Source organism: Variovorax sp. OV700, assembly GCF_900099805.1.
GTDB lineage: Bacteria > Pseudomonadota > Gammaproteobacteria > Burkholderiales > Burkholderiaceae_C > Variovorax.
This window is the reverse complement of record NZ_FNDR01000003.1, coordinates 134,617-158,368: the sequence shown is the minus strand read 5'-3', so window position 1 is coordinate 158,368 and position 23,752 is coordinate 134,617. Positions and strand designations below refer to the sequence as shown.

Genomic DNA, 23,752 nt, shown 5'->3' with positions numbered 1-23,752 from the left:
GCACCGCGGATGACACGCGACCAGATCATCCGAGCACTGCGCCATGCCGACGAAGTGGCCCGCCGCGCCATGGCGATGGGCCGCCACCCCTTCGGCGCCGTGCTCGTCGCGCCCGACGGCGAAACCATCCTCGCCGAGCAGGGCAACATCGACACGGTGAACCACGCCGAAGCCACGCTGGCGCGGCATGCCGCCCAGAACTGGCCGGCCGATTACCTGTGGCAATGCACGCTGGTGACGACCTTCGAGCCCTGCGCCATGTGCGCGGGCACCAGCTACTGGGCCCACATCGGCCGCATCGTCTACGGCGCAGAAGAAAGCGCATTACTCGCGCTCACGGGCGATCACCCCGAGAACCCGACGCTGAGCCTGCCCTGCCGCGAAGTGTTCGCGCGCGGGCAAAAGAAGATCGAAGTGATCGGCCCGGTGCCCGAGGTGGCGGAAGAAATGATCGCCACCCATCGCGGGTTCTGGGAAGCGCGTTAGGTAGCGCTAGGCCAGCAGCAGCGTGGCCTCGTCGCGCCAGTAGGCCACGGCCGCCAGCCAGCCCTCCCACACGCAGCCGTTGCAGCCGCGCCCGCAGCAAGTGGTGGGCTCCGGTGGCGGCATGCGCAAGGCAAGGCCTCGGGCCCGGAGAAGCGACTGGACGCTCTCGATCAGCGCCTGGGCGCTGGCGAGATCGGTCGGACGAGCGAGGTCTTGTTCAGAAAGAAGCATGGCAGGCACCGGCCGATTGTCGGCGCTTCAGCAGGCCTTCCGGGATCAAGCCCTGGCCGGTGCCGATGCGGCAACCGCGGCGAAAGCCTCCAGGGCAAGATCGACCTCATGCTCGCCGATGTGGCGATGGGTGACGCAGCGCAGCCGATGCCTTTCCCACGGACGGACCAGCACGCCCAGCCTCTTGAGCGCAGCCTCCCATTGAACGGCATCGAGCCCCGTCGCCTTCACGTCGACCTGCACGATGTTGGTCTGGGGCGCATTGACGGTGAGGCCTGGAATCCGGCTTGTTCCGCGGGCGAGCCGGCTTGCGTTGGCGTGGTCTTGCGCAAGCCGTTCCGCCATGGTGGTAACGGCCACCAGCCCTGCGGCCGCGGCAATGCCCACTTGACGCTGGCCGCCCCCGAGCAATTTCCTGAGCCACCGGGCACGTTCGATGGTGGCGGCAGGCCCCGCGAGCACGGCACCCATGGGCGCACTCAGGCCCTTGGACAGGCAGAGCGAAACGGTGTCGGCGAAAGCTGCAATACGCGCCGCCGGCACGTCCAGGGCCACGGCCGCATTCATCAGCCGCGCACCGTCGAGGTGGACGGCGGCTCCCGCTTGCCTGGACGCCTCGAACACGGCCTGCATGTGCGCAAGCGGCAGCGCCGCGCCGCCGGCGTTGTTGTGGGAAGTCTCCAGGCACACGACGCCGGTTGGCAGCTTGTTGCGGCCCGGCGCGAGGGCCTCCTGGAGCAGGTCCAGGTCCATGGCGCCATCGACGCCCGCAATGCCCTGATAGAACGCGCCGGTCAGCGCCGCGGCGCCCCGCTCGGCCACGTAGATGTGCGATGCCGCTTCGGCAAGCACGAGTTCCTGGCGTTGGGCTTGCGCGAGGATGGCCAGGAGGTTGGCCATCGTGGCGCTTGGCGCATACAGCGCGGCTTCCTTTCCGAGCATGGCCGCGGCCGTTGCCTCCAGCTCTTGCGCGGTCGGGTCGCCGTCGAGCCCGTCGTCGCCCAGCGGTGCCGAGGCCATGCGCTCGTACATCTGCGGCGTGGGCCGCGTCACCGTGTCGCTGCGAAGGTCCACCGGCGGCTGTTCCGCACCGTCCGCCATCGTTGTTGCGGCCTGCGTCATTCGGCGGTCGCTCCGGTGGCCTTCACGAGCGCTGCCCACTTCTTTCTTTCGCTCTTCAGGAACGCATCGAAACTTTCGGGCGTGCCGGTACGCACATAGATGCCGCGCGCCGCCAGGTTGGCCCGGACCTCCGCCGTATCGAGCACGCGATTGATTTCCTTGTTCATGGTCCGCACGATGTGCTCCGGCGTCTTCGCAGGCACCACGACGCCATAGAGGGTGTAGTACTCGAATCCCTTGAAGCCGCTCTCGACGAAGGTGGGAACATCGGGCAGCGACACGTCCCGGGTGCCCGAGGTCACCGCGAGTGCCCGCAGCTTGCCGCTCTTGATCAGCGGCAGTGCCGAAACCAGCGACGAGACGTAGAAGTCGGCCTGTCCTCCCAGCATGTCCGCCATGGCGGGGCCGCCGCCCTTGTAGGGCACGTGCAAAAGATCTGCGCCCACGGTAACGCGCAGGTTCTCGGATACCAGGTGCCCGACGGTTCCGTTGCCGGACGAGGCATAGGCGAGCGGCTTCTTCTTCGAGCCCGCCAGCAACGAGGCCAGGTTGTCGAACGGGCTGTCGGCCCGCACGACCAGCACCGACACGCCGGTGCCCACCAGCGCCACCGGCGCGAGATCCTTGACCGGATCGAAGCTGAGCTTCTTGTAGAGAAACTGGTTGACCGTCAGGTTGCTGGTTTCTCCCAGTACGGCGGTGTAGCCGTCGGGCGGCGATTTCGCGCCGAAATCCAGGCCGATGTTGTTGCCCGCGCCTGGCTTCGTATCGACGACGACCTGCCATCCGGCCTGCTCGCCGAGCTTGGCGGCAAGCAAGCGGCAGACGGCATCGGTGCCGCCGCCCGGCGGACTCGGCGAGACCAGGTGGATCGCGCGCTCGGGTACCCACGCATCGGCCGCGTGCGCCTGCCACGCGGCGAGCGCGAGCCCCAGCATGCATGCCAGCCGCCTGGCGCGTGCGAAAGAGTGGTGTCGGGTGTCGTTCATGGTGAGGGTGTCGGTCGTGCAGGTTGAAGGATCGGGACGAAGCCGGAACAGAAGCCATTCGATCCTAGGCTCCCCATAGAATGAGTAAAGCGATATGTCCAAATATCAACTGTGAGGTTTTCTCATGAATCTCGCGATGCTCATCACACTGAGAACCATCCTCGAACAAGGCAGCTTCACTGCAGCGGCCGGCGTGGTGGGCTGCAGTCCGAGCGCGGTGAGCCTGCAGGTCAAGCAACTGGAGCAGTATTTCGGCAAGCCGCTGTTCGACCGCTCGACCCGCGTGGTGGTGCCCACGGCCTTTGCCCGCGAGGTGGTGGACGCCGTGGGCGATTTTTCCCACAGGCTCCAGATGCTGCGCTTCCGTCCGGTCGTGGAAGTGGCGGGCCGCGTCAAGGTGGGTGTGATCACCAGCATGCAGAGCGATGTGCTGCCGCAGGCGCTCCATGCGCTTCGCCAGCGGCATCCGTCGCTGGAGATCGTGGTGCCGCCGCTGAACGACAGCGGCGAGCTGATTTCAGAGCTGAAGGCGGCGCGGCTCGACCTTGCATTGCTTGTCCGGCCGGAATCCGGCGGTTCGCGCCGACTCGTCTGGCGGGAGTTGCACCGCCAGCCCTATGTGCTGCTGGCGCCGCCGAATGCCTCCGGCAAAACGGCCAGGCAACTGCTGGAGGCCCATGACTGGATCGGCTACGACCTGTCTCTTGCGGGAGGACGCGTGGCCGCGCGCTACGTGCGCAGCCAGATTCCGAATGCACGCTGCGCCATGGAACTGCGCTCGATGGACGCGATCGTGGCGATGGTCGCCCAGGGCCTGGGGGTTTCCGTCGTTCCCCAACCCAGGCGGCCACTGGTCGAGGCCTATGCGGTGCGAGAGGTGAGCCTCGGAAGCCACGCCCCGGTCCGCAAGCTCTCCCTGGTCTGGCGCAGCTCGGACGCCGGCAACCGCAATGTCGAGGCTGTGGCCGAAGCTTTCACTGCGGCCTTTGGCATGCGGCCGCATCGGTGAGGCGCGTTCGCGCGGCAGGCTTGCGCCTTACCAGAAGATCCAGAGCGCCAGGCCGCCGAAGATGGCCCACTTCACAAGGTAGTACACCCGCTTGTCCCAGGCCTTGAGCCGCTTGCCGATGACGCGGATCTGGTAGATGTACTTGAACGCGCGGTTGATGCCGCCCGTCTTGTCGCCGGCCTCGTTGGGCGAACTGGCGGCGGCGAGCAGGTTCTTGGCGAACCAGCGGTTCACGGCGCTGGCCCAGCGGTACTTCAGCGGGCGCTCGATGTCGCAGAACAAAATCACGCGGTCGTGGTCGGTCGTGTTCTCGGCATAGTGGATGTAGGTCTCGTCGAACACCACGGCCTCGCCGTCGCGCCAGTAATAGCGCTGGCCGTCCACGTCGATGTAGCAGCCCTCCACGCCCGGCGTCCACAGGCCCAAGTGGTAGCGCAGCGAACCCGCGAACGGGTCGCGGTGGCGCACGAGGCGGCTGCCCGGCGGCAGTTCGGCGAACATGGCCGCCTTGATGGTGCCGATGCTCTTGAGCAGCTCGGTGGTGCGCGGGCACAGCACGGCGGCCGAGGGATGCGCCTCGTCGTACCACTTCAGATAGAAGCGCTTCCAGCCGCTCTTGAAGAAGGAGTTGAAGCCCACGTCGTTGAACTGGCTCGAGGCCTTGATGCTGCCGCCGTTGCGCATGGCGAGCGCCTCTTCGCGAATGACCTGCCAGTTCTCCTCGAGCACGCGCATCTCGGGAAACTGCGCGGGCGACAGGTACGGCGTGCTCGGCACCTTCGAGAAGATGTACATGAAGGCGTTCAGCGGCGCCAGGAAGGTCGAGTGATCAGACAGCTGCCTGAAGAAACGATGCCGGACCTGGCCGCGGAAGTGAACGTAGAGCGCGCTGAGCGCGAAGATAGCAAGAATGACCCACTTCATTGTTGAAAGTGTCCTGTAGACGACGCCGGGGCTAACCGGGTAGTGTAAATCGTCGCCCCAAATTGGACCTGACCACGCCTTTTGGCCGTGCCCCGAGGGAGGTTTCAGCATGCGGCGCATGGGCTGGGGCGGGTCGCCCGTCGTGTCAGCGCAGCAGCTTGATCAGCGCCGCGATCTCCTCGCCGCCGAGCCCCGCCGCATCGGCGCGCCTGAAAAGGCCCGCAGCGAAGGCCGGGAACTCGGTGTTGATGCCCGCCTCCTGCGCCGTCTGCAGGATGCGTTGCGTCGCCTCGACCGAGATGCGCATCGGGCTCTGCGACACCTTGAAGTCGCCAGACTGGATCACGGAGCCCTCGTGCTGAAGGAATGCGGCGAAGGTCGGCATGACCCCGGCCACGATACGGCCGTACTCCGCGACGTCGAATCCTTCGTGCTCGGCGATGCGCGCGCCATGCATGAACCCGAGCAACGTGCCGTAGATGGTGGAGAGCGTCGCCAGGTCCATGGCTGCCGCGGCACTGGCCTTCTCGCCCAGGTACACGATACCGCCGGCCAGCGCCTTCAGGATCGGCTCTGCCTCGCGGAAAACGCCTTGCGCGCCCGACAGGAGGATCGGCGTGTCGGGCTGTCCCATCTGGTCCGGCGCGGCCTGGATCGCGCCTTCGAGGTAGGCGGCGCCATGCCGATGGGCCCAGGCCTCGGCCGCAAGCGCATCGCGGGGGCTGCCGGTGGTCAGCTGGACCAGCAGGCGGCCGTCCATCGCCGCCGCGACGCCGTCCAATGCAAGGATTGCATCGGCGGCGCGGTAATCGTAGACGCACATCACCGCCGTCCTGGCGGCGCTCACCGCTTCGGCTGCGCTGCGCGCCAGCGTCGCACCCTTCGCGACCAACGCATCGGCTTTCTCCGCCGTGCGGTTCCACACCGTGACCTTGTAGCCCTGGTCGATATAAAGCTGCGCGATGGCGATGCCCATCGAGCCCAGGCCCAGAACGGAAACTTCCTTGTTGCTCATGGCGATTCCAATGCAGATCTTGCAGGTTGTGACGAGGCCTGCATCGTAGGAATCGCACTTGCCAATGGTCAAGTACCTACCATAAAGTGAGGTACTTACCAAAACGTATTTATTGGAACGTCGGATGAAAGCAAAGAAGCCCTACAACTGCGGCATCGGGCCCGCGTTCGAAGTGATCGGCGGCAAGTGGAAGGCGGTGATCCTGTGGGAGCTGCATGCGCAGCCACGCCGCTTCGGCGAGCTGAAACGGCTCTTGCCCGACATCAGCGAGAAGATGCTGATCCAGCAGCTTCGCGAGCTGGAGGCCGACGGCATCGTCAACCGCGAGGCGTTCCACGAAGTGCCGCCGCGAGTCGTTTACTCCGAAACGAAACTGGGCGCAACGCTCAATGCGGCGCTCGGGCCGCTGGCCGATTGGGGCGAGCGCTACGCCAAGCGCGTGAGCGCCGCGCGCTGAACGGCGATGTCGGTGCCGTTCAGGCCCAGCCCGTCTCGATTTCGGTCTTCACCTCGGTCATGAGCCGGTGCACCGGGCACTTGCCCGCCACGCGCAGCAGTTCGTCGCGCTGAGCGTCGGTGAGTTCGCCGGTCACGCGCAGGCTCGACTTCAGCCGGTAGACGCCCTTGCGTTCCTCGGTGTCGTCGCGATCGACGACCACCTCGATGTCTTCCACCGGCATGCCCTTGCGCCGCGCATAGATCAGCACGGTGAGTGCCTTGCAGGCGGCCAGCGACGCGTCGTACAGGTCGTGGGGCTCCGGCCCCGCATCGCTGCCGCCGCCGGCCGGCGAGGCGTCGATGGCAATTTCATGGTTGCGGATCTTGAGGATGTGACGCGTACCCGTGGTGCCGTCGCGCCGGACCGTGATGCTCATGCCGATGTCCTTGTGGGGTGTGAATGCGGCGCCATCGTAGCCCGCAAGCAAATCGCTCAGCGGTCCACCGCGAGCATCAGCGTTTCCTTGATCTCCTCCATCACCACGTAGCTGTGCGACTCGGCCGCCACGGGCAGCTTCTTGAGGATGTCGCCCAAGAGGTGCCGGTACTCGCTCATGCCACGCAGGCGCGCCTTCACCAAGTAGTCGAAGCTGCCCGACACCAAGTGGCATTCGAGCACCTCGGGCATGTGCAGCAGCTCCTTGCGCACCTTGTCGAACACGTCGCCCGACTTGGCCGAAAGCTTGATTTCAACGAACACCAGAAGCGTCTTGCCCAGCGCCTCGGGCGACACGTGCGCGTGGTAGCCGCTGATGACGCCCTCACGCTCCATGCGCTTCACGCGCTCGGCGCAAGGCGATGCCGACAGGCCGATGCGCTCCGCGAGTTCGGTCATGGAAATGCGGCCCTGGCGCTGCAGCAGGTCGAGGATCTTGCGGTCGATGCGGTCGAGTTCGGGCATTTCACTTCGCACGGGGCATGAAGGCGATTCTTCGCAGCGGATTTCACTGCAGAATCTACAAAAACGATGGAATCCACTGCATTGTGCGCTTTAGATTCCATGCATTCACCTTCATTCGCGTAAATACCCATGAAAGTCATCGTTCTTGGCGGCGGCGTGATCGGCACCACGACGGCCTACTATCTCGCGCGCTCCGGCGCCGACGTGACGCTGCTCGACCGGCAGGCCGGCCCCGCGGAAGAAACCAGCTTCGGCAACGCCGGACAGGTGTCGCCGGGCTACTCGACGCCATGGGCCGCGCCCGGCATTCCGCTCAAGGCCATCAAGTGGATGTTCCAGAAGCACGCGCCGCTGTCGATCCGGCCTGACGGCACGCTGTTCCAGCTGCGATGGATGGCGGCGATGCTGCGCAACTGCTCGCCCGAGCGCTACGCCGTCAACAAGGAACGCATGATGCGCGTGGCCGAATACAGCCGCGGCTGCCTGCAGCAGCTGCGCGCGGAAACCGGCCTCGACTACGAGCACCGCACCGGCGGCACGCTGCAGCTGTTCCGCACCCAGGCGCAGCTCGATGCGGTGCAGCGCGACATCGCGGTGCTCGAGGAATGCGGCGTACCCTACGAACTGCTCGACCGCGATGCGCTTGCGCGCGTCGAACCCGCGCTGGCCGGCGCCCGCGACCGCCTCACGGGCGGCCTGCGCCTGCCCAATGACGAAACCGGCGACTGCCACCTGTTCACCCGCGGCCTCGCCGACATCGCACGCGGCATGGGCGTGGACTTCCGCTTCGGCCAGGCGGTCGAAGGCCTGGAGATGGCGGGCGACCGCATCACGGGCGTGCGCACCAGCGCCGGCAAGATCCTCACGGCCGACCGTTACGTGATGGCCTTCGGCAGCTATTCGCGCGCCGCCATCGCATCGCTGGGCCTCGACATCCCGGTGTACCCCGTCAAGGGCTACTCGCTCACCGTGCCGCTGCTCGACGAATCGCTGGCGCCGCAATCGACCGTGCTCGACGAAACCTACAAGGTGGCCGTCACGCGCTTCGACAACCGCATTCGCGTGGGCGGCATGGCCGAGCTCGGCGGCTTCGACCTGCGCCTGAACCCGCACCGCCGCGCCACACTAGAAAAAGTGGTGAGCGACCTGTTCCCCGGCGGCGACCTGCCCCGCGCCACCTTCTGGACAGGCCTGCGCCCGATGACGCCCGACAGCACGCCCATCGTCGGCGCCACGCGCTATGCGAACCTGTTCCTCAACACCGGCCACGGCACGCTCGGCTGGACGATGGCTTGCGGCTCGGGCAAGCTCATCTCCGACCTCGTGACCGGCCAGCGTCCGGAAATCCGCACCGACGGATTGGCGATGGACCGCTACGCGCAGGGCTCGCCGCGCGCAGCGCGCCCGAACCCGGCAACGGCACACGCTTGATGCGGCGGCCGCTCAGGCGGCTTTTGCAATCGGAATCGTCGCGCTCGTCATGCCGCGGTAGACCTCCGCCTCGCCGTGCTTCGCAAGCAGCTGCATCAGATGCTTGCGGATCAGCATGCCGGGCCGGTCCGATTCCATCGAATACTCGACGCCGCGCCGGCGCGTGTCGACCAGCGCATCGGGGTCGGTCGATTCGAGGATGTCCTTGTCCTCGCGCGTCACCGCCTCGTCGAAATCGATCAGCATCTGCGCGGTGCAATCGGCCTCGGTATCGTTGCGGAACAGCCATTGGCACAGCTGCATGCGGCCGTCATCAATGGGCGTGAAGCAGTTGATGATGATGTGGCGCACGCCGCTCGGGTATTCGATGTCTAGCCGGCGCGAGAACGGCAGGAAGTAGGCGTTGCGCATGTGGCGCGTGGTGATCGGGTCGGTCACGCCGCTGATGGCGTGAAACTTGACCGGGTTGACCGCCTCGATCACCGTCTCGGCATAGAAGCCGCCCTCGTTTTCCACCAGTTCGTACTTGCTCGGCTTCGGGCTCGCAGCCACGCCGAAGGTGGCGCGATGCACAAAGCTGAAATGCGAGTTGTCGAAAGAGTTTTCGAGTGCGCGCATGGGGCTGGTCTGCCACTCTTCATAAAACTGGAAGATGGTGCGGTAGCCCGGATCGTCGAACTCCGGAACGGCGGGAATATCGGCAATGGGTTCTTCCAGCGCCACCCACGCGTAGCCATAGCGCGCGGTGCAGCGGTAGGCGGTGGTGCGGTACTCCGGCGAGATCTTTCGGTCGGCCTCGTACTGCGGAATGCGGATCACCTGCCCGCTGCGGTCGTAGGTCCAACCGTGATAGCCGCACTGGATGGCGCCCTGCCCGCAGGCCTGGCCTTCGGCATCGACGCACCAGCCTTTCGAAAGTTTCGCGGTGCGATGGCAGCAGCGGTCTCGCAAGGCGGCCGGCTGGCCGGCGGCGTCGACGAATAGAACGATGTCTTCGCCCAGCAGCCTGAAAGGCTTCGGGCCGTTGGCGAGTTCGGTCAGCGGCATGACGGCATGCCAGAACTTGCGGAAGACGGGTTGTTGGGTGACGAGCATGCGTGGACTCCTTCGGTTGCGCGTGGGTACGTACGAACTTGAAAGAGCAATTTCCTGCCGCGGGGGCTGAACGCTTCTACTCTGCGCCATTTGCCTTGCAAATTGCGCGCCCGCATTGTGGCGCGGGCCGGCGCCACTTCAAAGCCTTGGTCGCAATGCCCGAGCAAAAGACGGTGGCATGCAGCTTGGCATGGCTCGTGCATGAACTCGCGCAAGAGTAGAAGCGTTCAGCAGCGCACGCACCACCGTTGTGCGCCCGCCCGGAAATTGCTCTTGAAGTGCCTCCGCCTTGTGCGGGGGATTCAAGACTCGCAATGATTCCGAGGCCCACATGCAACGTCGACTTTTTCTTGGCGCCAGCGCCGCCACCCTGCTCCCTCTCGCCGCCCCTGCCGTGTTCGCCCAGGGCGGCGGCAAGCTGACCCCACTCAAGTTCACGCTCGACTTCCGCATCAACGGTCAGACCGCGCCATTCTTTCTTGCGCATAGCAAGGGCTACTACAGGGATGAAGGGCTCGACGTGACCATTGATACCGGCGCCGGATCGGTCGCCTCGATCACGCGCATTGCGAGCGGCGTCTACCAGATGGGCCTGGGCGACATCAGTTCGCTGGTGGAGTTCAATGCGCAGAACCCCGGAACACCGATGGTCCAGGCCGTGTACCAGTACTACAACCGCGCGCCCTTCGTCATCATCGGCCGCAAGGACCGCGGTGTGACGAACGATTTCAAGAGCCTTGCGGGCAAGAAGGTGGCGGCCGCGGCCGTCGAATCCACCCGCCGCGCCTGGCCGATGGTGGCGCGCAAGCAAGGCATGCGCAGCGATGCGTTCCAGTGGCAGACGACGGACTTCAGCGCGCGCGACAACGTGATGGTGCGCGGCGACGTGGATGCCGCCACTTACTTTCATGACTCGGCGATTTCGCTCTTTGCGCGCATGAAGCCGGAGGAGCTTTCTGTGCTCAAGTATGCGGACGCGGGCGTCAACCTGTACGGCAACGCCATTCTCGCGAGCAGCAACCTGATCGCGCAAAATCCGAAGCTGGTTGCGGCCTTTCTGCGCGCCACCAACCGCGCTATCGTCGAGACCTTTGCCAACCCCGCGCCCAGCATTGCGGCCCTGCGCCAGCGCGAACCCATCCTCGACGAAAGGATGGAGCTTGAACGCTGGGGCGTCACGGCGCAATATGTGGGCGCCGCCGATACGCGAAGCCACGGCCTGGGCGAAATCAACAAGCTCACGCTAGAGCTGCAGGTCGACGAGGTCGTCGAAGTATTCGGCCTCAAGGTCAAGCCCGCGTCTGACGCGATCTTCAATACTTCGATGCTGCCATTGCGCAGCGAACGAACCCCACTCAAGACATGATCGAAGACATGAATTCCGCTGGCAGCCATATCGCATTCCCTGAAGAAACCACGCTCGACGAGCGCGACGAACGCTACCTTCGCAAGGCCATCGTCTGGTCGCATGCGGCTCGACGCCGAGGCAACCGGCCCTTTGGCTCGCTCATCGTCTCGGCCGACGGCGAAGTGCTGGCCGAAGCGGGCAACAGCAATGCCGAGACCGGCGACTGCACCGCGCACGCGGAAGTGAATGCCCTGCGCGCGCTCGCGGGGCGCGGCCTCACTCGCGAGGAGCTCGCCGGCGCCACCATTTATGCATCGGGCGAGCCCTGCGTGATGTGCGCGGGCGCCATCTTCTGGTCGAACATCGGCCGCGTGGTGTACGGCATCGATGCGGAGCGGCTGCGCGTGTTCCGCGGCGAGCGGCAGGACCAGCGCGATGCGGAACTGTCGTGCCGCGACGTGTTCCACGCCTCTCCACACCCGATCGAATGCATCGGCCCCGCGCTGATCGACGAAGCGAGCGCCGCCCACGATGGGGCCTGGGTCAGCTAGGTCCACAGGAGAAGCGTCCGGGGCGAATAGACTCGTTGGATGTCCTGGCACGCACGTCTCCACCTCGATTACCGGCACGAATCCGCTCGCAGCGTCGCGCGCTTTCGGCATGACGGGCCGCTTCGAATTCTGCAAAGCCTCTATCCGGAGGGCGACGCGATCTGCCACAACGTGCTGGTGCATCCGCCGGGCGGGCTGGTGGGCGGCGACACGCTGGACATTGACATCGAGGCGGCAGACGGGAGCCACGGCCTGATCACCACGCCCGGCGCGTCGCGCTTCTACCGCTCTGAAGGCGAACTGGCGCTGCAGCGTACGCGCATCCGGCTTGCCAGGGGCGCGCGGCTCGAATGGCTGCCGCTGGAGGCTATCTGCTACAGCGGCTGCCGGGCCGAGAACCGGCTCACCATCGAGGCCGAACCCGGCGCCGAAATGATCGGCTGGGACGTGACGGCGCTCGGCTTGCCCAATGCCAACCAGCCATTCGAGCGCGGCACCTATCTGCAGCACATCGAAGTGCCCGGCGTCTGGCTCGAGCGCGGCCGCATCGATGCGGCGGACCATCGGCTGCTGCAAAGCCCGCTGGGCTTCGGCGGGCACCGCTGCATCGCCTCGCTGTTCTTCGTGGCGGGCACTCCGTCCACGAAGGCACGGCGCGAGGCGTTGCTTGCCCTCGCGCGCACGGCCATCGATGCGCATGGCCTGCAGGAGAGTGCCGGCGCGACGAGCCCGCATGCCGAGATCGTCGTGCTGCGCGTGCTCGCGCCGGTGGTCGAGCCCGCGATGCAGCTGCTGCGGCAGGTGTGGCAGGCATGGCGCGCCGAGCTGTGGCAGTTGCCCGCGAGTTCTCCGCGCATCTGGGCCACCTAGAAGCATCAAGGGTTCAGGCCGGCATGTCGGTGCGTGGCAGCCGAAGGTGCTTCTTCAAGGTTTCGAACACCTGCCGCGTGACCGGGTTCACCACGTGGCTGCGCACATACAGGTAGTAGGCCAGGTCGGGCAAGCGCGGCATGCCGTCGCCCGCGCCTAGCACACGCAGGCCCGCATCCAGTTGCTCAACCCCGCGCGCCGTCACGCCCAGGCCCGCGCGCAATGCCGCCTTGATGCCGATCAGGCTCGACGAGGTGTAGCGCGGCGTCCATGCCACGCCCGCGGCATCGAGCGCCTCATGGCCGATGCGGCGAAAGATGCTGGGACCGTCGGCCATGATCAGCGGCACCGGCTTGGCCGGGTCGTGCACATAGCTTGCCGCGCAGAGCCACACGGTCGGCGAATTGCGCAGCACCACGCCGTCGAACTGCGGATCGGCGCGGTTCGAGATGATCATGTCGACCTCGCCGCTCTTCAATGAGGTCATGAGGTAGGGGCTGCGGCCGATGTGGATGTCCAGCTGCAACAGCGGCGAGGTGCGCGCTATCTCGGACAGCAGCAACGGCAGCATGGTCTCGGCCACGTCGTGCGGCGCGCCGATGCGCAGGTTGCCTTCGAGTTCGCCCTGCCGGAGGCTGCGCAGCGCCTCGTCGTTGAGCGCGAGCAGATGGTGGGCGTAGGTCAGCAGCCGCTCGCCATGTTCGGTGAGCCGCTTTTGCCGGCCCTGCCTGGCGAACAGCGGGTGGCCCGCCTGCTCTTCGAGCCGCTGCATCTGCTGCGTGATGGCCGACTGCGTGCGCCCCAGGTGCACGGCGGCGGCCGCAAAGCTGCGGTGGCTGACAACTGCCACGAAGGAGCGCAGCAGTTCAAGATCGAGCGTGGGCATACATTAATTTTATTGATGTATTTCGTGCGCCGGCTGGATTGTCGGGTCACTCCCGCGTCACTAAAGTGAATGCACACCAAGACAAGCATCCCCACTGGAGAAACCTGCATGAGCACCCTGTCCGACCAGCGCCGCGAAGCGGTTGCCGCGTCCATCGACCAGATGAAGAAAGCCATTGGCGGCGCTGAACCGACCCGCGAAAAGCTCGATGCGGTGCTCGACGCGCTGGTAGGGCTGGCCGCGCGCACCGACTATTGGGGTGCCACCGACTTTCCGGCGCCCGAAGCCGGCGAGCACCAGGCCCGCTATCTGATTGCCGAAGACCCGGACCAGAGCTACGCGCTCTACCTCAACGTGATGCGGCCAGGCAAGAAGATCGTGCCGCACAACCACACCACCTGGGCCTGCATTGCCGCGGTGGAAGGCACCGAGCACAACCGCGTGTACGAGCGCCGCGACGACGGCTCGGTACCCGGCGTCGGCAAGCTCGATGAGACCGCGCTGGTCGTGGTCGAACCGGGCAAAGGCATCGCGCTCATGCCCGAAGACATCCACTCGGTCGAGATCCAGGGCGAGCAGGTCATTCGCCACCTGCACATGTACGGCCGCGCGCTCGAAACGCTGAACCAGCGCACCGCGTACGACCTGGCCGCGGGCACGTACCAGACGATGGGCATCGGCGTGCAGACGCGCCGCTAGACGTCCCCTAATTCATTTTCCGATGCGGGCCGCGGTGCGGCGCCGCACGGAGTCGCTCGCCCTGCCGCTTCCGCTTCATCGATTTTCTCCTGACCCATGACGACCTCTCATATCGATCCGAAGACCCTCAAATCCTGGTTGCACGACGGCGGCGAGATCGCGCTGCTCGACGTGCGCGAGCACGGCCAGTACGGCGAGGCGCACCTGTTCTACGGCACCCCCCTGCCCTTCAGCCGGCTCGAACTCGATGCGCCGCGCCTGGTGCCGCGCCGCGGCGTGCGAGTGGTCGCGTATGACGATGGCGAATCCGACGTGGCCGAGCGCGCCGCCCGGCGGCTCGCGGTCCTGGGCTACACCGACGTGCATGTGCTGCAAGGCGGCACCCGCGCCTGGAAGGCCGCGGGTCATGCGCTCTTCGCGGGCGTCAACCTGCCCTCGAAGACCTTCGGCGAACTGGCCGAAGAGGTCTATCACACGCCCCGCGTCAGTGCCGACCAATTGGCCGCCATGCTTGCGCGCAACGAAAAAGTGGTGGTGCTCGACGGCCGGCCCGTGAGCGAGTTCCACAAGATGAACATCCCCACAGCCACCTGCTGCCCCAACGGCGAACTCGCCTACCGCGTGCGCCGTCTGGTGCCCGACACCACCACGCCCATCGTGATCAATTGCGCGGGCCGCACGCGCAGCATCATCGGTGCGCAGACGCTCATCAACCTCGGCCTGCCCAACCCCGTCTATGTACTGGAGAACGGCACGCAGGGCTGGTACCTGAACGACCACGCGCTGGAGCACGGCGGCACGCGCCGCTATCCGGTGGACAGCGGCGACACCGATCTTCGGCCCGCCGCGCAAGCCTTGGCCGAACGCTTCGGCGTGCCCACGGTCACCGCGCAAACCGTGCAGCAATGGGCCGGCGATACGGGCCGCACCCTGTTTCTCTGCGACGTGCGCACGCCCGAAGAATTCGCGGCCAGCAGCCTGCCGGGCGCACAGCACGCGCCCGGTGGCCAGCTGATGCAAGCCGGAGACCAGTACGTCGGCGTGCGCGGCGCGCGGCTCGTGCTGTTCGACAACGACGGCGTGCGCGCGCCGACGATTGCGAGTTGGCTTCGGCAGATGGGGCACGACGCGAGCGTGCTCGAGGGCGGCCTCGAGAGTGGGCTTGCTCTTTCGTCCGCGACCGTTCCCGCGGCTCCCGCTCTAAGGACCATCGATGCGCAAGCACTGTCCACCCGTTTGGATCGAGGCGACGTGGCGCTGATCGACTTGCGCCCGAGCACGCAGTTCCGCGCCGGCCACATTCCGCAGGCACGCTGGTCCATTCGCCCGCGGCTCGCCAACGACGTGAAAAGCGAAACGCGGCAACTGGTGCTGCTGGCCGAAGACGGCGCGCTCGCGGAGTGGGCCGCGGCTTCCGAGCTGGCCGGCCGTTCGCCCGCTCCGCTGCTGCTCGAAGGCGGCATGGCCGCATGGCGCGGCGCCGGGCTGCCAGTGGAAGCAACGCCCGAGCTCCCCGTCGATGCGGAATGCATCGACTATCTGTTCTTCGTGCACGACCGCCACGACGGCAACAAGGAAGCGGCGCGCCGCTACCTGGCTTGGGAAACCGGGCTGGTCGCGCAGCTTGACGCGGCGGAGCGCGCAGCTTTCAGGCTGCCCGCCGCGCCGCGCGCCTGATCCGGTTTCGCATCGCTTCTTCCATTCCTTCGCCGCTGTCTGTTCCTATTCCAGGAGTCCTGCCATGTCGTCTGCCGATCGCCTTCCGGGCCTTGCCCGTCTCTCCGTCGTTGCCGCATGGCTGGCGGCCATGGCCCTGCAGCCTGCCGCGGCCGAGCCGCTTCCGGCGCGCAACGGCTTTCCCTCGCAGACGGTGAAATTCGTCTCGCCCTTTCCACCGGGCGGCGGCAACGACGCCACGGCCCGGCTGGTCACCACGCGGCTGCCGGAAATCATGGGCCAGGCCGCGGTGGTCGACAACCGCGGCGGCGCGGGCGGGAACATCGGCGCCAAGTCGGTGGCCGAGGCCAAGCCCGACGGCTACACGGTGCTCACCTCGCAGGTGTCGATCATGGCGGTGAACCCCTCGCTCTACTCGGCGCCGGGCTTCGATCCACTCAAGAACTTCATGCCCATCACGCAGGTCAACGCGGCACCGCTTGCACTGGTGGTCGAAGCCAGTTCGCCCTACAAGACCTTTGCCGATCTCGCCAGTCGCGCCAGGGCCAGCCCCGGCAAGGTCACCTATGCCACGCCGGGCAACGGCACGCTCTCGCACATGGTCGGCGTGGTGCTGCAAAAGGACAGTGGCGTCGACATGACCCACGTGCCCTACAAGGGCGCCGGCCCCGCGCTCACCGATCTGCTCGGCGGCCAGGTCGACGTGCTCGTGACCTCCACCGCATCGGTGGCGGGCATGGTGCAGAACGGCAAGCTGCGCGTGCTGGCGGTCACCAGCCCGCGCCGCATCGGCGTGTTCGCCAAGGCGCCCACGCTCGAGGAGCTGGGTTATGCCAATGCCCGCTTCGAAGACTGGTACGGCTTCTTCGCGCCGGCCGGCACGCCGCCCGAGCGCGTGGCCTATCTGAACGAAGCCATCGTGCGCACGTTGCGCCTGCCTGAAGTGAGCAAGCTCGTGACCGACGGCGGCAGCGAAGTGGTGGCCAACACGCCCGAAGCCTTTGCCGCGCAGCTGCGCCAGGACATCGATCGCTGGTCGCGCATCGTCAAGCTCTCCGGCGCAAAAGCCGATTGACGCAACATAGAGGCCCTGCGAACCACGCCCTTCGTTCATCACCATGCCCGCTTCTTCGCACACCGATGCCGCCGCGCAGGCGCTGGAAACGCGCCTTGCCCACACCGGCAAGCAGTCGCTTCATGCCGGCGGCAAGCCCGTCAACCCGCCGCTGGTGCGCGCGAGCACCGTGGTGTTCGACAGCGTGGCCGACATGCGCGATGCCCGCGCACGGCGCGGCGACGAGCGCGTTTTCAGCTACGGCGCACGCGGCACGCCCACCACCTTCGCGCTCGAAGATGCGGTGAGCGAACTCGAAGGCGGCTATCGCACGCGCCTTTTTCCCACTGGCCTCGCGGCCATCGGCATGGTGCTGCTGTCGTACCTGAAGCCCGGCGACCACGTGCTGATGTCGGACAGCGTTTACGAGCCGGCGCGCAACCTGGTGCATTCCTTTCTCGACCCCTACGGCATCCGCTGCACCTTCTTCGCGGCGGACGGCAGCGGCGTGGAAGAACTGTTCGAGCCGAACACGCGGCTCGTGTATGCCGAATGCCCGGGCTCGCTGGTGTACGAGATGTGCGACCTGCCCCGCCTGGCCGAGCTGGCCCACGCGCGCGGCGCACTGCTGGCCGCGGACAACACCTGGGGCTCGGGCGTTCAATACCGCCCGCTTGCGCTGGGCGCCGATATCTCGCTGATGGCCGCCACCAAATACCTCTCGGGCCATTCCGACGTGATGATGGGCACGGTCGCCACCACGCGCGAAGCCTGGCAGCCGCTCAACGAGCGCTGCGACGCCTTCGGGATGACGGTGAGCCCCGACGACGCATGGCTGGTGCTGCGCGGCATCCGCACCCTGTCGGCCCGGCTGCAGATGCACGAGCGGCATGCGCTAGCAGTGGCAGGTTGGCTCGAGGCGCGGAGCGAAGTGGCCGCGGTGTTCTGCCCGGCGCTGCCGCAGCACCCGGGCCATGAACTCTGGAGGCGCGATTGCCGCGGCACCAATGGGCTGGTCTCGTTCGAGCTGCAACCCGGCATCGGAAACGCCGCGGTCGAACGGATGGTCGATGCCCTCTCGCTGTTCGGCCGGGGCTCGTCGTGGGGCGGCTACGAAAGCCTCGTGGCCTGGGCCAACATGCGCGTGGCCCGCAGCGTGACCGACTGGAGCGCGCGCGGCGCCGTGGTGCGACTGCATGTGGGACTCGAAGCGCCTTCGGACCTGCTGGCCGATCTGGCACGCGCGTTTACCGCCTTGAGCGCAGGCTGAGCGGGTTACTTTGCCGGCTCAGGCCGCCACCGGCTCAACCGGTTCTGGCTCAGGCTCGGGTTCAGGAAGAATCGCCGTCAGCGCAAAGTCGACCAGGTGAAGCCAGGTCGATTCGAGTCCCATGATGCTGTGGTGGTCGGAACCCGGAACAGTCTGCACGCTGATGGGCGTCGGCCAGGCCGCGATGAGCTTTTGCGAGCGCTCGGGCAGCACGACGTTATCGTTCTCGGCCAGCAGCACCTGGGTTTTCGCGGCCACCTCCTTGCAATGCATGAGCGAATCGAACCGGTGCCGCAGCAGCAGCGACAGCGGTACCAGCGGAAAGCGCCGCTTCGCCACTTCGAGCATCGAGTCGTAGGGCGTGACCAGTTGCAAGCTGGAGAAATGCTGCTGCGCTACCAGCTGGATGGCCACGCCCGTGCCCAGGCTGCGCCCGACCACGTGCAGGCGGACCTTGGGAAAAGCCTTGCGCAAGTGGCTGGCAAACTGGATCGCGTCCGCCACCGAGGCGATCTCGGAAGGATGGCCTTGCGAATCGGCCACGCCCCGATAGTTGATTGCCGCAAATCCGAAGCCCTCGGGCAGCCAGTGCAGCGCCTGCGCAGTGGCGCGCACGTCCTCGCCGCGGCCCGCGAAATAGATGAACAGGTCTTGCAGCGAGTCTTCGCCCTGCGGGTGATAGACGTAGCCGCGGACCATGCCGCCCGGCACCGTATGCGAGTAGGTGGAAAAGTGGTCGGACAGATGAACGACCGGATGCTTTCTGACATTGAAGAGGATGTGTCCCTGGCGTGCGGCCAGGATGGTCCAGTAAGCGGCGATGCTGCCAACCGCGGCGGCCGAAACCGAGAGTGCGATGCGAGAGACTTTGCGGGACAAGGTGAGCTCCGAAAAAAAGTGCGACGCCAGGGTTGCCGCTTATTGTTTGCAGCTGCCGCCGACGGTCACCGTGCCATCCTTGCATTCCGTCAGGATGCGTTCGTTCGCAGGTGCTGGCGCTGGTCGCGTCAAGGCGCCGTCCGCTGCGGGAGCGCCTTCGCGCTGATAGATGATCTTCTTGCTGCCAAGATCGCAGCTGCCCACCACTTGGCCATCGGCCTGTGCGTTGGCATCGACGGTGATCACGCTGAAACGCGTCACGCCCGACGCGGCGATCTTCGATTCGATCTGGGTGCGCAGGGCTTCGCAGTTTTCAGCGCCGTGGGCGGCGCCAGCAAAAGCAAGCACCATGGATATCGACCAGAGTTTCATTGATGAGTCGGCCTGTGCCGAGGATTTCGTCATCCAACAGTCTAGCTCGGCATTCACCGATGAGACATCCTCGCGCACACCCAGGTAACCGCACGTCACCGTCCCCGGCATGCATGCTCACTCGCAGACGTTTCTCCCGGCCGGAGACTGGCGCAGCCTGTTCAGGAAGGTGAGCTGTACCCTGGCCGTATCGCTGCCCTGCGATGCGGCCCGCAGCATCCACCGGCGGGCCTCGCAGCGGTCGGCCTTCACCTCGGTGCCGTACAGCGTCGGGCCGGCCAGCAGCACCATGCCGAGCATCTCCTGCGCCTCGGCGTTATCTTCAGCAGCCGCCCGCCGGAGTTCCTCGAGCATGGCCCGGTAGTCGCGGGCCGCTTGCGCTTCCAGCGCCAGCTGAAAGCGCTGCTCGGCATGCAGCACGATGTTCGCGTCGGGCGGCTGCGCCGCGGAAAGTGCTGCCCCGACGCACAGCGCGCCCGCAAGAAAGATGCGCCAGCGCAGCGACCAGCTCACGATCTGGTTCAGTTCGGATGCCATCGATGTTCTCCACCATTGAGTTGTGTGGAGGGCATCGTGGCAGCAAGCGCTTGCAAAAAGAAACTGGAATTCGCACAGCCAGGCTCAGGCGGCGCCTGAGCCTGCGCCTGCGCCTGCCAAGCTTCAATTCGCGCTCAGGTCCATCAGCATCCGCGACAGCAGATAGAGCCGCGGCACCACGCTCTCGACCTCGGCGTATTCCTCCGGCGTGTGGATGCCGCCGCCCACGATGCCGAAGCCGTCGAGCACCGGCACGCCCACGCCCGCCACCAGGCTGGCGTCGGCCGCACCACCGCTGCTCTCGATGGTGAGCTTCTTGCCGATCTCGGCATAGATGCCCTCGGCCATGGTGACCAGCTTGTCCGACGCAGGCGAGCGCGGCATCGGCGGCAGGCCGCGGATGAGGCGCACGCGCACTTCGGTGTCGGGGATCAGCTTGTTCTGCGAGATGCGAGCGAGGTCCTTCTCGACACGGTCGAGCTCTTCGGGCGTGGCGGCGCGCACATCGCCCTTGGCGCTGGCGCTCGCGGGAATTACATTGGTCGGGCCGTTGGCCGTGAGCACCGTGAAGTTCACGGTGGTCTTCTTTGCGGCATCCCCCGTCTTTGAAAGCTGCAGCACCTGGTGCGCCACTTCCATGGCGGCATTGCGGCCCGCGTCGGGCGCCACGCCCGCATGCGAGGCGAGGCCCTTCACCTCGATGAGAGCCGTGGCCGAGCCCTTGCGCTCCACCACGAGGCCGTCGGCCGGGCGGCCCGGCTCCAGGTTCAGCGCCACGTCATGCTGCTTGGCGACGCGCTCGATCAGCGCGCTGGTGCCGACCGAGCCCACTTCTTCGTTGGTGTCGATAAGGAAGGTGATCTGTCCATAGTCCTTGAAACCGATCTTCTGCAGGATCTTCAACGCCTGCAGCCCGGCGACCACGCCGCCCTTGTTGTCCATCACGCCGGGGCCGTAGGCGCGCCCGTCCTTGATGTAGAACGGCTTGGCTGCGGCCGTGCCTTCCTTGAACACGGTGTCGATGTGGGCGAGGATCAGGATCTTCTTCTTGCCCTGGCCGGTGAGCGTGGCAACCACGTTGGTGCCGGGATGCGGCTCCGCGGGAAAGGTCTCGATGCGAGCGCCGAGCTTGCGCAGCTCGTCGACGGCAATCCCGCGCACCTTGTCCAGGCCCTCGGTGCTGGCCGAGCCGGAGTCGATGTTGACCATACGCTCCAACAGCTTGAGCGCTTCTTCCTTCTGTTGCGTGGCGGCGTCCAGCGCCGCCTGGTGCGGCTTCTGGGCCATGGCATTGCCAGCCAGCAGTGCACAGGCCAGCACCATGCCGTGGCAGGCGGTGCGCAGCAGCGCGGGTTTCATGGAGAAGGGGTGGCGCTTCTGAAAGGTCATAGGTCCGTTCTGTTGTTCGTTCGTTCGAGCTTGGGCGAAAGAAAGCCCGCTTCTCGCGGGCGATCGCAGGCTATCACCCGCGTTCCGCGCGGGTCAAGCGAACAAGCAACAAGCGGGCCCTGCGCCCTAGCAGCAGCGGCCCTTGCCGGCGCCGTAGCGCGCCTCGAGCCGCTCCCGAAAAAACGCCTCGTAGCTCATCGGCGGGCGGTCCGGGTGGGTGGCCGCCATGTGGGTCAGGTAGGCATCGTAGTCGGGCATGCCGACCATGAGCCGCAGCGACTGCTTGAGCGAGCGGGCGAAGTAGCGCCCGGCTTCCGGCATTGCGAGACCCATGGCTTCGTTCAGCGCGCCGCCGATACGGCGAGCGGTTCGAAAGGCGTCTCTTGCGCGGTGGGGCGGTTGGCCGCGCGTGCCGCGAAGCATGCCTTCACGGCATACACCAGCACGCTCAGCACCACGAACATGAAGAGCGCGCAGAGCGCGGCGTCGAGCCGGTCGTTGAAGACGATGCGCGACATGGCTTCGGTCGTCTTGGCCGGCGCCACCAGCACGCCGTTGGCAAGGCCTTCGGTGTACCTGGCCGCATGCGAGAGGAAGCCGATCTTCGGGTCGGGCGAGAAGATCTTCTGCCAGCCCGCCGTGAGCGTGCAGGCCAGCAGCCACGTGGCCGGCGCAATGGCCACCCAGGCATAGCGCTCGCGCTTCATGCGGAACAGCACCACCACGCCGAGCAGCAGCGCCACCGCGGCCAGCATCTGGTTGGAGATGCCGAAGAGCGGCCACAGCGTGTTGATGCCGCCCAGCGGATCGACCACGCCCTGGTAGAGAAAGTAACCCCATGCCGCCACGCAGAGTGCCGTGGCAATCAGGTTGGCCGGCAGCGAATCGGTGCGCTTGAGCGCGGGCACGAAGCTGCCCAGCAGGTCTTGCAGCATGAAGCGGCCCGCACGGGTGCCGGCGTCCACGGCCGTGAGAATGAAGAGCGCCTCGAACAGAATCGCGAAGTGATACCAGAAGGCCATCATGGCCTGTCCGCCGATCACCTGGTGAAGGATGTGGGCCATGCCCACCGCGAGTGTGGGCGCACCGCCCGCGCGGCCGAGGATGGTGCTTTCGCCCACGTCCTTGGCGGTTTGCACCAGCATCTCGGGCGTGACCACGAAGCCCCAGCTCGAGATGGTTTGCGCGGCCTGCTGCGCGGTACTTCCCACCAGCGCGGCAGGGCTGTTCATTGCAAAGTAGATACCGGGCTCGATGCACGAGGCCGCCACCAGCGCCATCACCGCCACGAACGATTCGGCCAGCATGCCGCCGTAGCCGATGAAGCGCGCATGGCGCTCGTTGTCGAGCATCTTGGGCGTGGTGCCCGAGGAGATCAGCGCATGAAAGCCCGACACCGCGCCGCAGGCAATGGTGATGAACAGGAACGGGAACATGCTGCCCGCCCACACCGGCCCGCCGCCTTGCGCAAACTGCGTGAGCGCGGGCATTTGCAGCGTCGGCATGACGAACACGATGCCAAGGGCCAGCGCGATGATGGTGCCGATCTTCAGGAAGGTCGACAGGTAGTCGCGCGGCGCCAGCAGCAGCCACACCGGCAGGCTGGCGGCGATGAAGCCGTAGCCCACCAGCATCCACGTGAGCGCCTTGCCGTCGAAGGTGAAGAGCGGCGCCCACACGGGGTTCTGGCTCACGGCCTGGCCGCCGAAGATGGCCAGCATGAGCAGCACGAAGCCGATTAGCGACACCTCGCCGATGCGGCCCGGTCGAATGAAGCGCAGGTACACGCCCATGAAGAGCGCCACCGGAATGGTGGCCGCCACCGTGAAGGTGCCCCACGGCGATTCGGCCAGCGCCTTCACCACGATCAGCGCCAGCACCGCGAGGATGATGATCATGATCATGAAGGTGCCGAACAGTGCAATCATGCCGGGCACGGTGCCCATCTCCTGCTTGACGAGGTCGCCGAGCGAGCGGCCGTCGCGCCGCGTGGAGATGAACAGGATGATGAAGTCTTGCACCGCGCCCGCGAACACCACGCCGGCCAGCACCCACAATAGCCCCGGCAGGTAGCCCATCTGCGCGGCGAGCACCGGGCCCACCAGCGGGCCGGCACCGGCAATGGCCGCGAAGTGGTGGCCGAACAGCACGTTCTTGTCGGTGGGAACGTAGTCGAGCCCGTCGTTGTGGCGATGGGCCGGCGTCTTGCGGTTGCTGTCGAGCCCCAGCACCTTCTCGGCGATGAAGAGGCTGTAGTAACGATAGGCGATCAGGTAGGTGCAGATCGCGGCGGTCACCACCCAGAGGGCGTTGACGCTTTCACCACGCGTGAGGGCGACGGTGCCCAGCGCGAATGCGCCGACCACGGCCACGACGAGCCACACCAGGTGGCGGCGGATGCTGTGCATTGGGAATGTCTCCTCGGTATTGGAACCGGGAGTGTTCCCCGCCAGCCTCGAAGCCGCATCCGTCGGACCGCGTGGGCGCTATGCGTGGGAATTCTTAATGGAAAACCCTAG

At 66.3% G+C, this 23,752-nt stretch carries 26 protein-coding genes; 11 read left to right on the top strand and 15 right to left on the bottom strand.

The features are described from left to right. The first annotated feature begins 9 nt into the window (after positions 1-9). Positions 10-486 (top strand): nucleoside deaminase, encoded by a 477-nt coding sequence (locus tag BLR24_RS07885; RefSeq protein WP_093015266.1) that lies wholly within the window; start codon positions 10-12, stop codon positions 484-486. Positions 487-492: 6 nt separating this feature from the next. Here BLR24_RS07885 and BLR24_RS07880 read toward each other — a convergent pair whose 3' ends face one another. Genes BLR24_RS07880 through BLR24_RS07870 form a run of 3 tightly spaced genes read right to left on the bottom strand, consistent with a single transcriptional unit; the run spans position 493 to position 2,828 of the window. Further along, positions 493-717, bottom strand: coding sequence for an oxidoreductase-like domain-containing protein (locus tag BLR24_RS07880; RefSeq protein ID WP_093015263.1), 225 nt, complete (start codon positions 715-717; stop codon positions 493-495). Between the two features lie 45 nt (positions 718-762). After that, positions 763-1,839 (bottom strand): threonine aldolase family protein, encoded by a 1,077-nt coding sequence (locus BLR24_RS07875; RefSeq protein ID WP_093015260.1) that lies wholly within the window; start codon positions 1,837-1,839, stop codon positions 763-765. Beyond that, the gene (locus BLR24_RS07870; protein WP_254787210.1) at positions 1,836-2,828 is read right to left on the bottom strand and encodes a Bug family tripartite tricarboxylate transporter substrate binding protein; all 993 of its coding nucleotides are present in this window, start codon (positions 2,826-2,828) and stop codon (positions 1,836-1,838) included. The genes BLR24_RS07875 and BLR24_RS07870 overlap by 4 nt, the downstream gene beginning before the upstream one ends. Positions 2,829-2,952: 124 nt before the next feature. On the opposite strand from BLR24_RS07870, the gene BLR24_RS07865 reads away from it, so the two are divergent. Further along, positions 2,953-3,837 (top strand): LysR family transcriptional regulator, encoded by an 885-nt coding sequence (locus BLR24_RS07865; protein ID WP_093015253.1) that lies wholly within the window; start codon positions 2,953-2,955, stop codon positions 3,835-3,837. Positions 3,838-3,864: 27 nt separating this feature from the next. On the opposite strand, the gene lpxO is transcribed toward BLR24_RS07865, so the two are convergent. Next, complete coding sequence (gene lpxO, locus BLR24_RS07860) at positions 3,865-4,761, bottom strand: lipid A hydroxylase LpxO (RefSeq protein WP_093015250.1); 897 nt, start codon at positions 4,759-4,761, stop codon at positions 3,865-3,867. 145 nt (positions 4,762-4,906) lie between these two features. Then, positions 4,907-5,776, bottom strand: coding sequence for an NAD(P)-dependent oxidoreductase (locus tag BLR24_RS07855; RefSeq protein ID WP_093016283.1), 870 nt, complete (start codon positions 5,774-5,776; stop codon positions 4,907-4,909). Positions 5,777-5,900: 124 nt separating this feature from the next. Between BLR24_RS07855 and BLR24_RS07850 the strand changes: the two genes are divergently transcribed. Beyond that, on the top strand, positions 5,901-6,233 hold the full coding sequence (locus BLR24_RS07850; RefSeq protein ID WP_093015247.1) for a winged helix-turn-helix transcriptional regulator: 333 nt from the start codon (positions 5,901-5,903) through the stop codon (positions 6,231-6,233). A gap of 19 nt (positions 6,234-6,252) precedes the next feature. Here the strand turns inward: BLR24_RS07850 and BLR24_RS07845 are convergent, their stop codons facing one another. Together BLR24_RS07845 and BLR24_RS07840 are read right to left on the bottom strand one after the other, a co-directional pair. After that, complete coding sequence (locus BLR24_RS07845) at positions 6,253-6,651, bottom strand: OsmC family protein (RefSeq protein ID WP_093016281.1); 399 nt, start codon at positions 6,649-6,651, stop codon at positions 6,253-6,255. A gap of 56 nt (positions 6,652-6,707) precedes the next feature. Beyond that, positions 6,708-7,175: a winged helix-turn-helix transcriptional regulator gene (locus tag BLR24_RS07840; RefSeq protein WP_093015244.1), complete on the bottom strand. Its 468-nt coding sequence runs from the start codon at positions 7,173-7,175 to the stop codon at positions 6,708-6,710. 129 nt (positions 7,176-7,304) lie between these two features. On the opposite strand from BLR24_RS07840, the gene BLR24_RS07835 reads away from it, so the two are divergent. Next, positions 7,305-8,606, top strand: a complete 1,302-nt coding sequence (locus BLR24_RS07835; RefSeq protein ID WP_093015241.1) for a D-amino acid dehydrogenase — start codon at positions 7,305-7,307, stop codon at positions 8,604-8,606. A 12-nt stretch (positions 8,607-8,618) separates the two neighbouring features. Here the strand turns inward: BLR24_RS07835 and BLR24_RS07830 are convergent, their stop codons facing one another. Then, entirely contained in the window at positions 8,619-9,701 is a 1,083-nt protein-coding gene (locus tag BLR24_RS07830; protein WP_093015238.1) for an aromatic ring-hydroxylating dioxygenase subunit alpha, read from the bottom strand. 331 nt (positions 9,702-10,032) lie between these two features. Between BLR24_RS07830 and BLR24_RS07820 the strand changes: the two genes are divergently transcribed. The 3 genes from BLR24_RS07820 to BLR24_RS07810 are packed head-to-tail and all read left to right on the top strand — an operon-like array spanning position 10,033 to position 12,470. Beyond that, on the top strand, positions 10,033-11,067 hold the full coding sequence (locus BLR24_RS07820; protein WP_093015232.1) for an ABC transporter substrate-binding protein: 1,035 nt from the start codon (positions 10,033-10,035) through the stop codon (positions 11,065-11,067). 8 nt (positions 11,068-11,075) lie between these two features. Continuing rightward, positions 11,076-11,600, top strand: a complete 525-nt coding sequence (locus tag BLR24_RS07815; protein WP_093016279.1) for a nucleoside deaminase — start codon at positions 11,076-11,078, stop codon at positions 11,598-11,600. A gap of 39 nt (positions 11,601-11,639) precedes the next feature. Continuing rightward, entirely contained in the window at positions 11,640-12,470 is an 831-nt protein-coding gene (locus tag BLR24_RS07810; RefSeq protein WP_093015229.1) for an urease accessory protein UreD, read from the top strand. A 13-nt stretch (positions 12,471-12,483) separates the two neighbouring features. Here the strand turns inward: BLR24_RS07810 and BLR24_RS07805 are convergent, their stop codons facing one another. Next, entirely contained in the window at positions 12,484-13,356 is an 873-nt protein-coding gene (locus tag BLR24_RS07805) for a LysR substrate-binding domain-containing protein (RefSeq protein ID WP_093015226.1), read from the bottom strand. Positions 13,357-13,464: 108 nt separating this feature from the next. Here BLR24_RS07805 and BLR24_RS07800 point away from each other — a divergent pair, with 108 nt between their 5' ends. From BLR24_RS07800 to metC, 4 genes are all read left to right on the top strand, one after another. Further along, positions 13,465-14,055 carry a mercaptosuccinate dioxygenase gene (locus BLR24_RS07800; RefSeq protein WP_093015223.1) on the top strand — a complete coding sequence of 197 codons (591 nt, stop codon included), beginning with the start codon at positions 13,465-13,467 and terminating at the stop codon, positions 14,053-14,055. 96 nt (positions 14,056-14,151) lie between these two features. Beyond that, positions 14,152-15,732: a rhodanese-like domain-containing protein gene (locus BLR24_RS07795; RefSeq protein ID WP_093015220.1), complete on the top strand. Its 1,581-nt coding sequence runs from the start codon at positions 14,152-14,154 to the stop codon at positions 15,730-15,732. 64 nt (positions 15,733-15,796) lie between these two features. Then, positions 15,797-16,807: a Bug family tripartite tricarboxylate transporter substrate binding protein gene (locus tag BLR24_RS07790; RefSeq protein WP_093015217.1), complete on the top strand. Its 1,011-nt coding sequence runs from the start codon at positions 15,797-15,799 to the stop codon at positions 16,805-16,807. Positions 16,808-16,850: 43 nt separating this feature from the next. Beyond that, complete coding sequence (gene metC, locus BLR24_RS07785; protein WP_093015215.1) at positions 16,851-18,056, top strand: cystathionine beta-lyase; 1,206 nt, start codon at positions 16,851-16,853, stop codon at positions 18,054-18,056. Positions 18,057-18,074: 18 nt separating this feature from the next. Here the strand turns inward: metC and BLR24_RS07780 are convergent, their stop codons facing one another. The 6 genes from BLR24_RS07780 to BLR24_RS07755 form a co-directional block, all read right to left on the bottom strand. Next, complete coding sequence (locus BLR24_RS07780; protein ID WP_093015212.1) at positions 18,075-18,935, bottom strand: alpha/beta hydrolase; 861 nt, start codon at positions 18,933-18,935, stop codon at positions 18,075-18,077. Between the two features lie 39 nt (positions 18,936-18,974). Then, a complete protein-coding gene (locus BLR24_RS07775) occupies positions 18,975-19,418 on the bottom strand; it encodes a DUF1161 domain-containing protein (protein ID WP_254787209.1) in 444 nt (147 codons plus the stop codon). Between the two features lie 6 nt (positions 19,419-19,424). Then, on the bottom strand, positions 19,425-19,844 hold the full coding sequence (locus BLR24_RS07770; RefSeq protein ID WP_093015206.1) for an SEL1-like repeat protein: 420 nt from the start codon (positions 19,842-19,844) through the stop codon (positions 19,425-19,427). A 123-nt stretch (positions 19,845-19,967) separates the two neighbouring features. Next, positions 19,968-21,203: a glutamate carboxypeptidase gene (locus BLR24_RS07765; protein ID WP_093015203.1), complete on the bottom strand. Its 1,236-nt coding sequence runs from the start codon at positions 21,201-21,203 to the stop codon at positions 19,968-19,970. 156 nt (positions 21,204-21,359) lie between these two features. Then, positions 21,360-21,566 carry a YbdD/YjiX family protein gene (locus BLR24_RS07760; protein ID WP_093015200.1) on the bottom strand — a complete coding sequence of 69 codons (207 nt, stop codon included), beginning with the start codon at positions 21,564-21,566 and terminating at the stop codon, positions 21,360-21,362. Positions 21,567-21,574: 8 nt separating this feature from the next. Further along, positions 21,575-23,641, bottom strand: coding sequence for a carbon starvation CstA family protein (locus tag BLR24_RS07755; protein WP_093015197.1), 2,067 nt, complete (start codon positions 23,639-23,641; stop codon positions 21,575-21,577). Positions 23,642-23,752 lie beyond the last annotated feature (111 nt).

Bases quoted from the DNA above. Each gene is read 5' to 3' on its own strand.
- BLR24_RS07885 (WP_093015266.1), top strand. From the start codon at position 10: ATGACACGCGACCAGATCATCCGAGCACTGCGCCATGCCGACGAAGTG.
- BLR24_RS07880 (WP_093015263.1), bottom strand. From the start codon at position 717: ATGCTTCTTTCTGAACAAGACCTCGCTCGTCCGACCGATCTCGCCAGC.
- BLR24_RS07875 (WP_093015260.1), bottom strand. From the start codon at position 1,839: ATGACGCAGGCCGCAACAACGATGGCGGACGGTGCGGAACAGCCGCCG.
- BLR24_RS07870 (WP_254787210.1), bottom strand. From the start codon at position 2,828: ATGAACGACACCCGACACCACTCTTTCGCACGCGCCAGGCGGCTGGCA.
- BLR24_RS07865 (WP_093015253.1), top strand. From the start codon at position 2,953: ATGAATCTCGCGATGCTCATCACACTGAGAACCATCCTCGAACAAGGC.
- lpxO (WP_093015250.1), bottom strand. From the start codon at position 4,761: ATGAAGTGGGTCATTCTTGCTATCTTCGCGCTCAGCGCGCTCTACGTT.
- BLR24_RS07855 (WP_093016283.1), bottom strand. From the start codon at position 5,776: ATGAGCAACAAGGAAGTTTCCGTTCTGGGCCTGGGCTCGATGGGCATC.
- BLR24_RS07850 (WP_093015247.1), top strand. From the start codon at position 5,901: ATGAAAGCAAAGAAGCCCTACAACTGCGGCATCGGGCCCGCGTTCGAA.
- BLR24_RS07845 (WP_093016281.1), bottom strand. From the start codon at position 6,651: ATGAGCATCACGGTCCGGCGCGACGGCACCACGGGTACGCGTCACATC.
- BLR24_RS07840 (WP_093015244.1), bottom strand. From the start codon at position 7,175: ATGCCCGAACTCGACCGCATCGACCGCAAGATCCTCGACCTGCTGCAG.
- BLR24_RS07835 (WP_093015241.1), top strand. From the start codon at position 7,305: ATGAAAGTCATCGTTCTTGGCGGCGGCGTGATCGGCACCACGACGGCC.
- BLR24_RS07830 (WP_093015238.1), bottom strand. From the start codon at position 9,701: ATGCTCGTCACCCAACAACCCGTCTTCCGCAAGTTCTGGCATGCCGTC.
- BLR24_RS07820 (WP_093015232.1), top strand. From the start codon at position 10,033: ATGCAACGTCGACTTTTTCTTGGCGCCAGCGCCGCCACCCTGCTCCCT.
- BLR24_RS07815 (WP_093016279.1), top strand. From the start codon at position 11,076: ATGAATTCCGCTGGCAGCCATATCGCATTCCCTGAAGAAACCACGCTC.
- BLR24_RS07810 (WP_093015229.1), top strand. From the start codon at position 11,640: ATGTCCTGGCACGCACGTCTCCACCTCGATTACCGGCACGAATCCGCT.
- BLR24_RS07805 (WP_093015226.1), bottom strand. From the start codon at position 13,356: ATGCCCACGCTCGATCTTGAACTGCTGCGCTCCTTCGTGGCAGTTGTC.
- BLR24_RS07800 (WP_093015223.1), top strand. From the start codon at position 13,465: ATGAGCACCCTGTCCGACCAGCGCCGCGAAGCGGTTGCCGCGTCCATC.
- BLR24_RS07795 (WP_093015220.1), top strand. From the start codon at position 14,152: ATGACGACCTCTCATATCGATCCGAAGACCCTCAAATCCTGGTTGCAC.
- BLR24_RS07790 (WP_093015217.1), top strand. From the start codon at position 15,797: ATGTCGTCTGCCGATCGCCTTCCGGGCCTTGCCCGTCTCTCCGTCGTT.
- metC (WP_093015215.1), top strand. From the start codon at position 16,851: ATGCCCGCTTCTTCGCACACCGATGCCGCCGCGCAGGCGCTGGAAACG.
- BLR24_RS07775 (WP_254787209.1), bottom strand. From the start codon at position 19,418: ATGCCGGGGACGGTGACGTGCGGTTACCTGGGTGTGCGCGAGGATGTC.
- BLR24_RS07770 (WP_093015206.1), bottom strand. From the start codon at position 19,844: ATGGCATCCGAACTGAACCAGATCGTGAGCTGGTCGCTGCGCTGGCGC.
- BLR24_RS07765 (WP_093015203.1), bottom strand. From the start codon at position 21,203: ATGAAACCCGCGCTGCTGCGCACCGCCTGCCACGGCATGGTGCTGGCC.
- BLR24_RS07760 (WP_093015200.1), bottom strand. From the start codon at position 21,566: ATGGGTCTCGCAATGCCGGAAGCCGGGCGCTACTTCGCCCGCTCGCTC.
- BLR24_RS07755 (WP_093015197.1), bottom strand. From the start codon at position 23,641: ATGCACAGCATCCGCCGCCACCTGGTGTGGCTCGTCGTGGCCGTGGTC.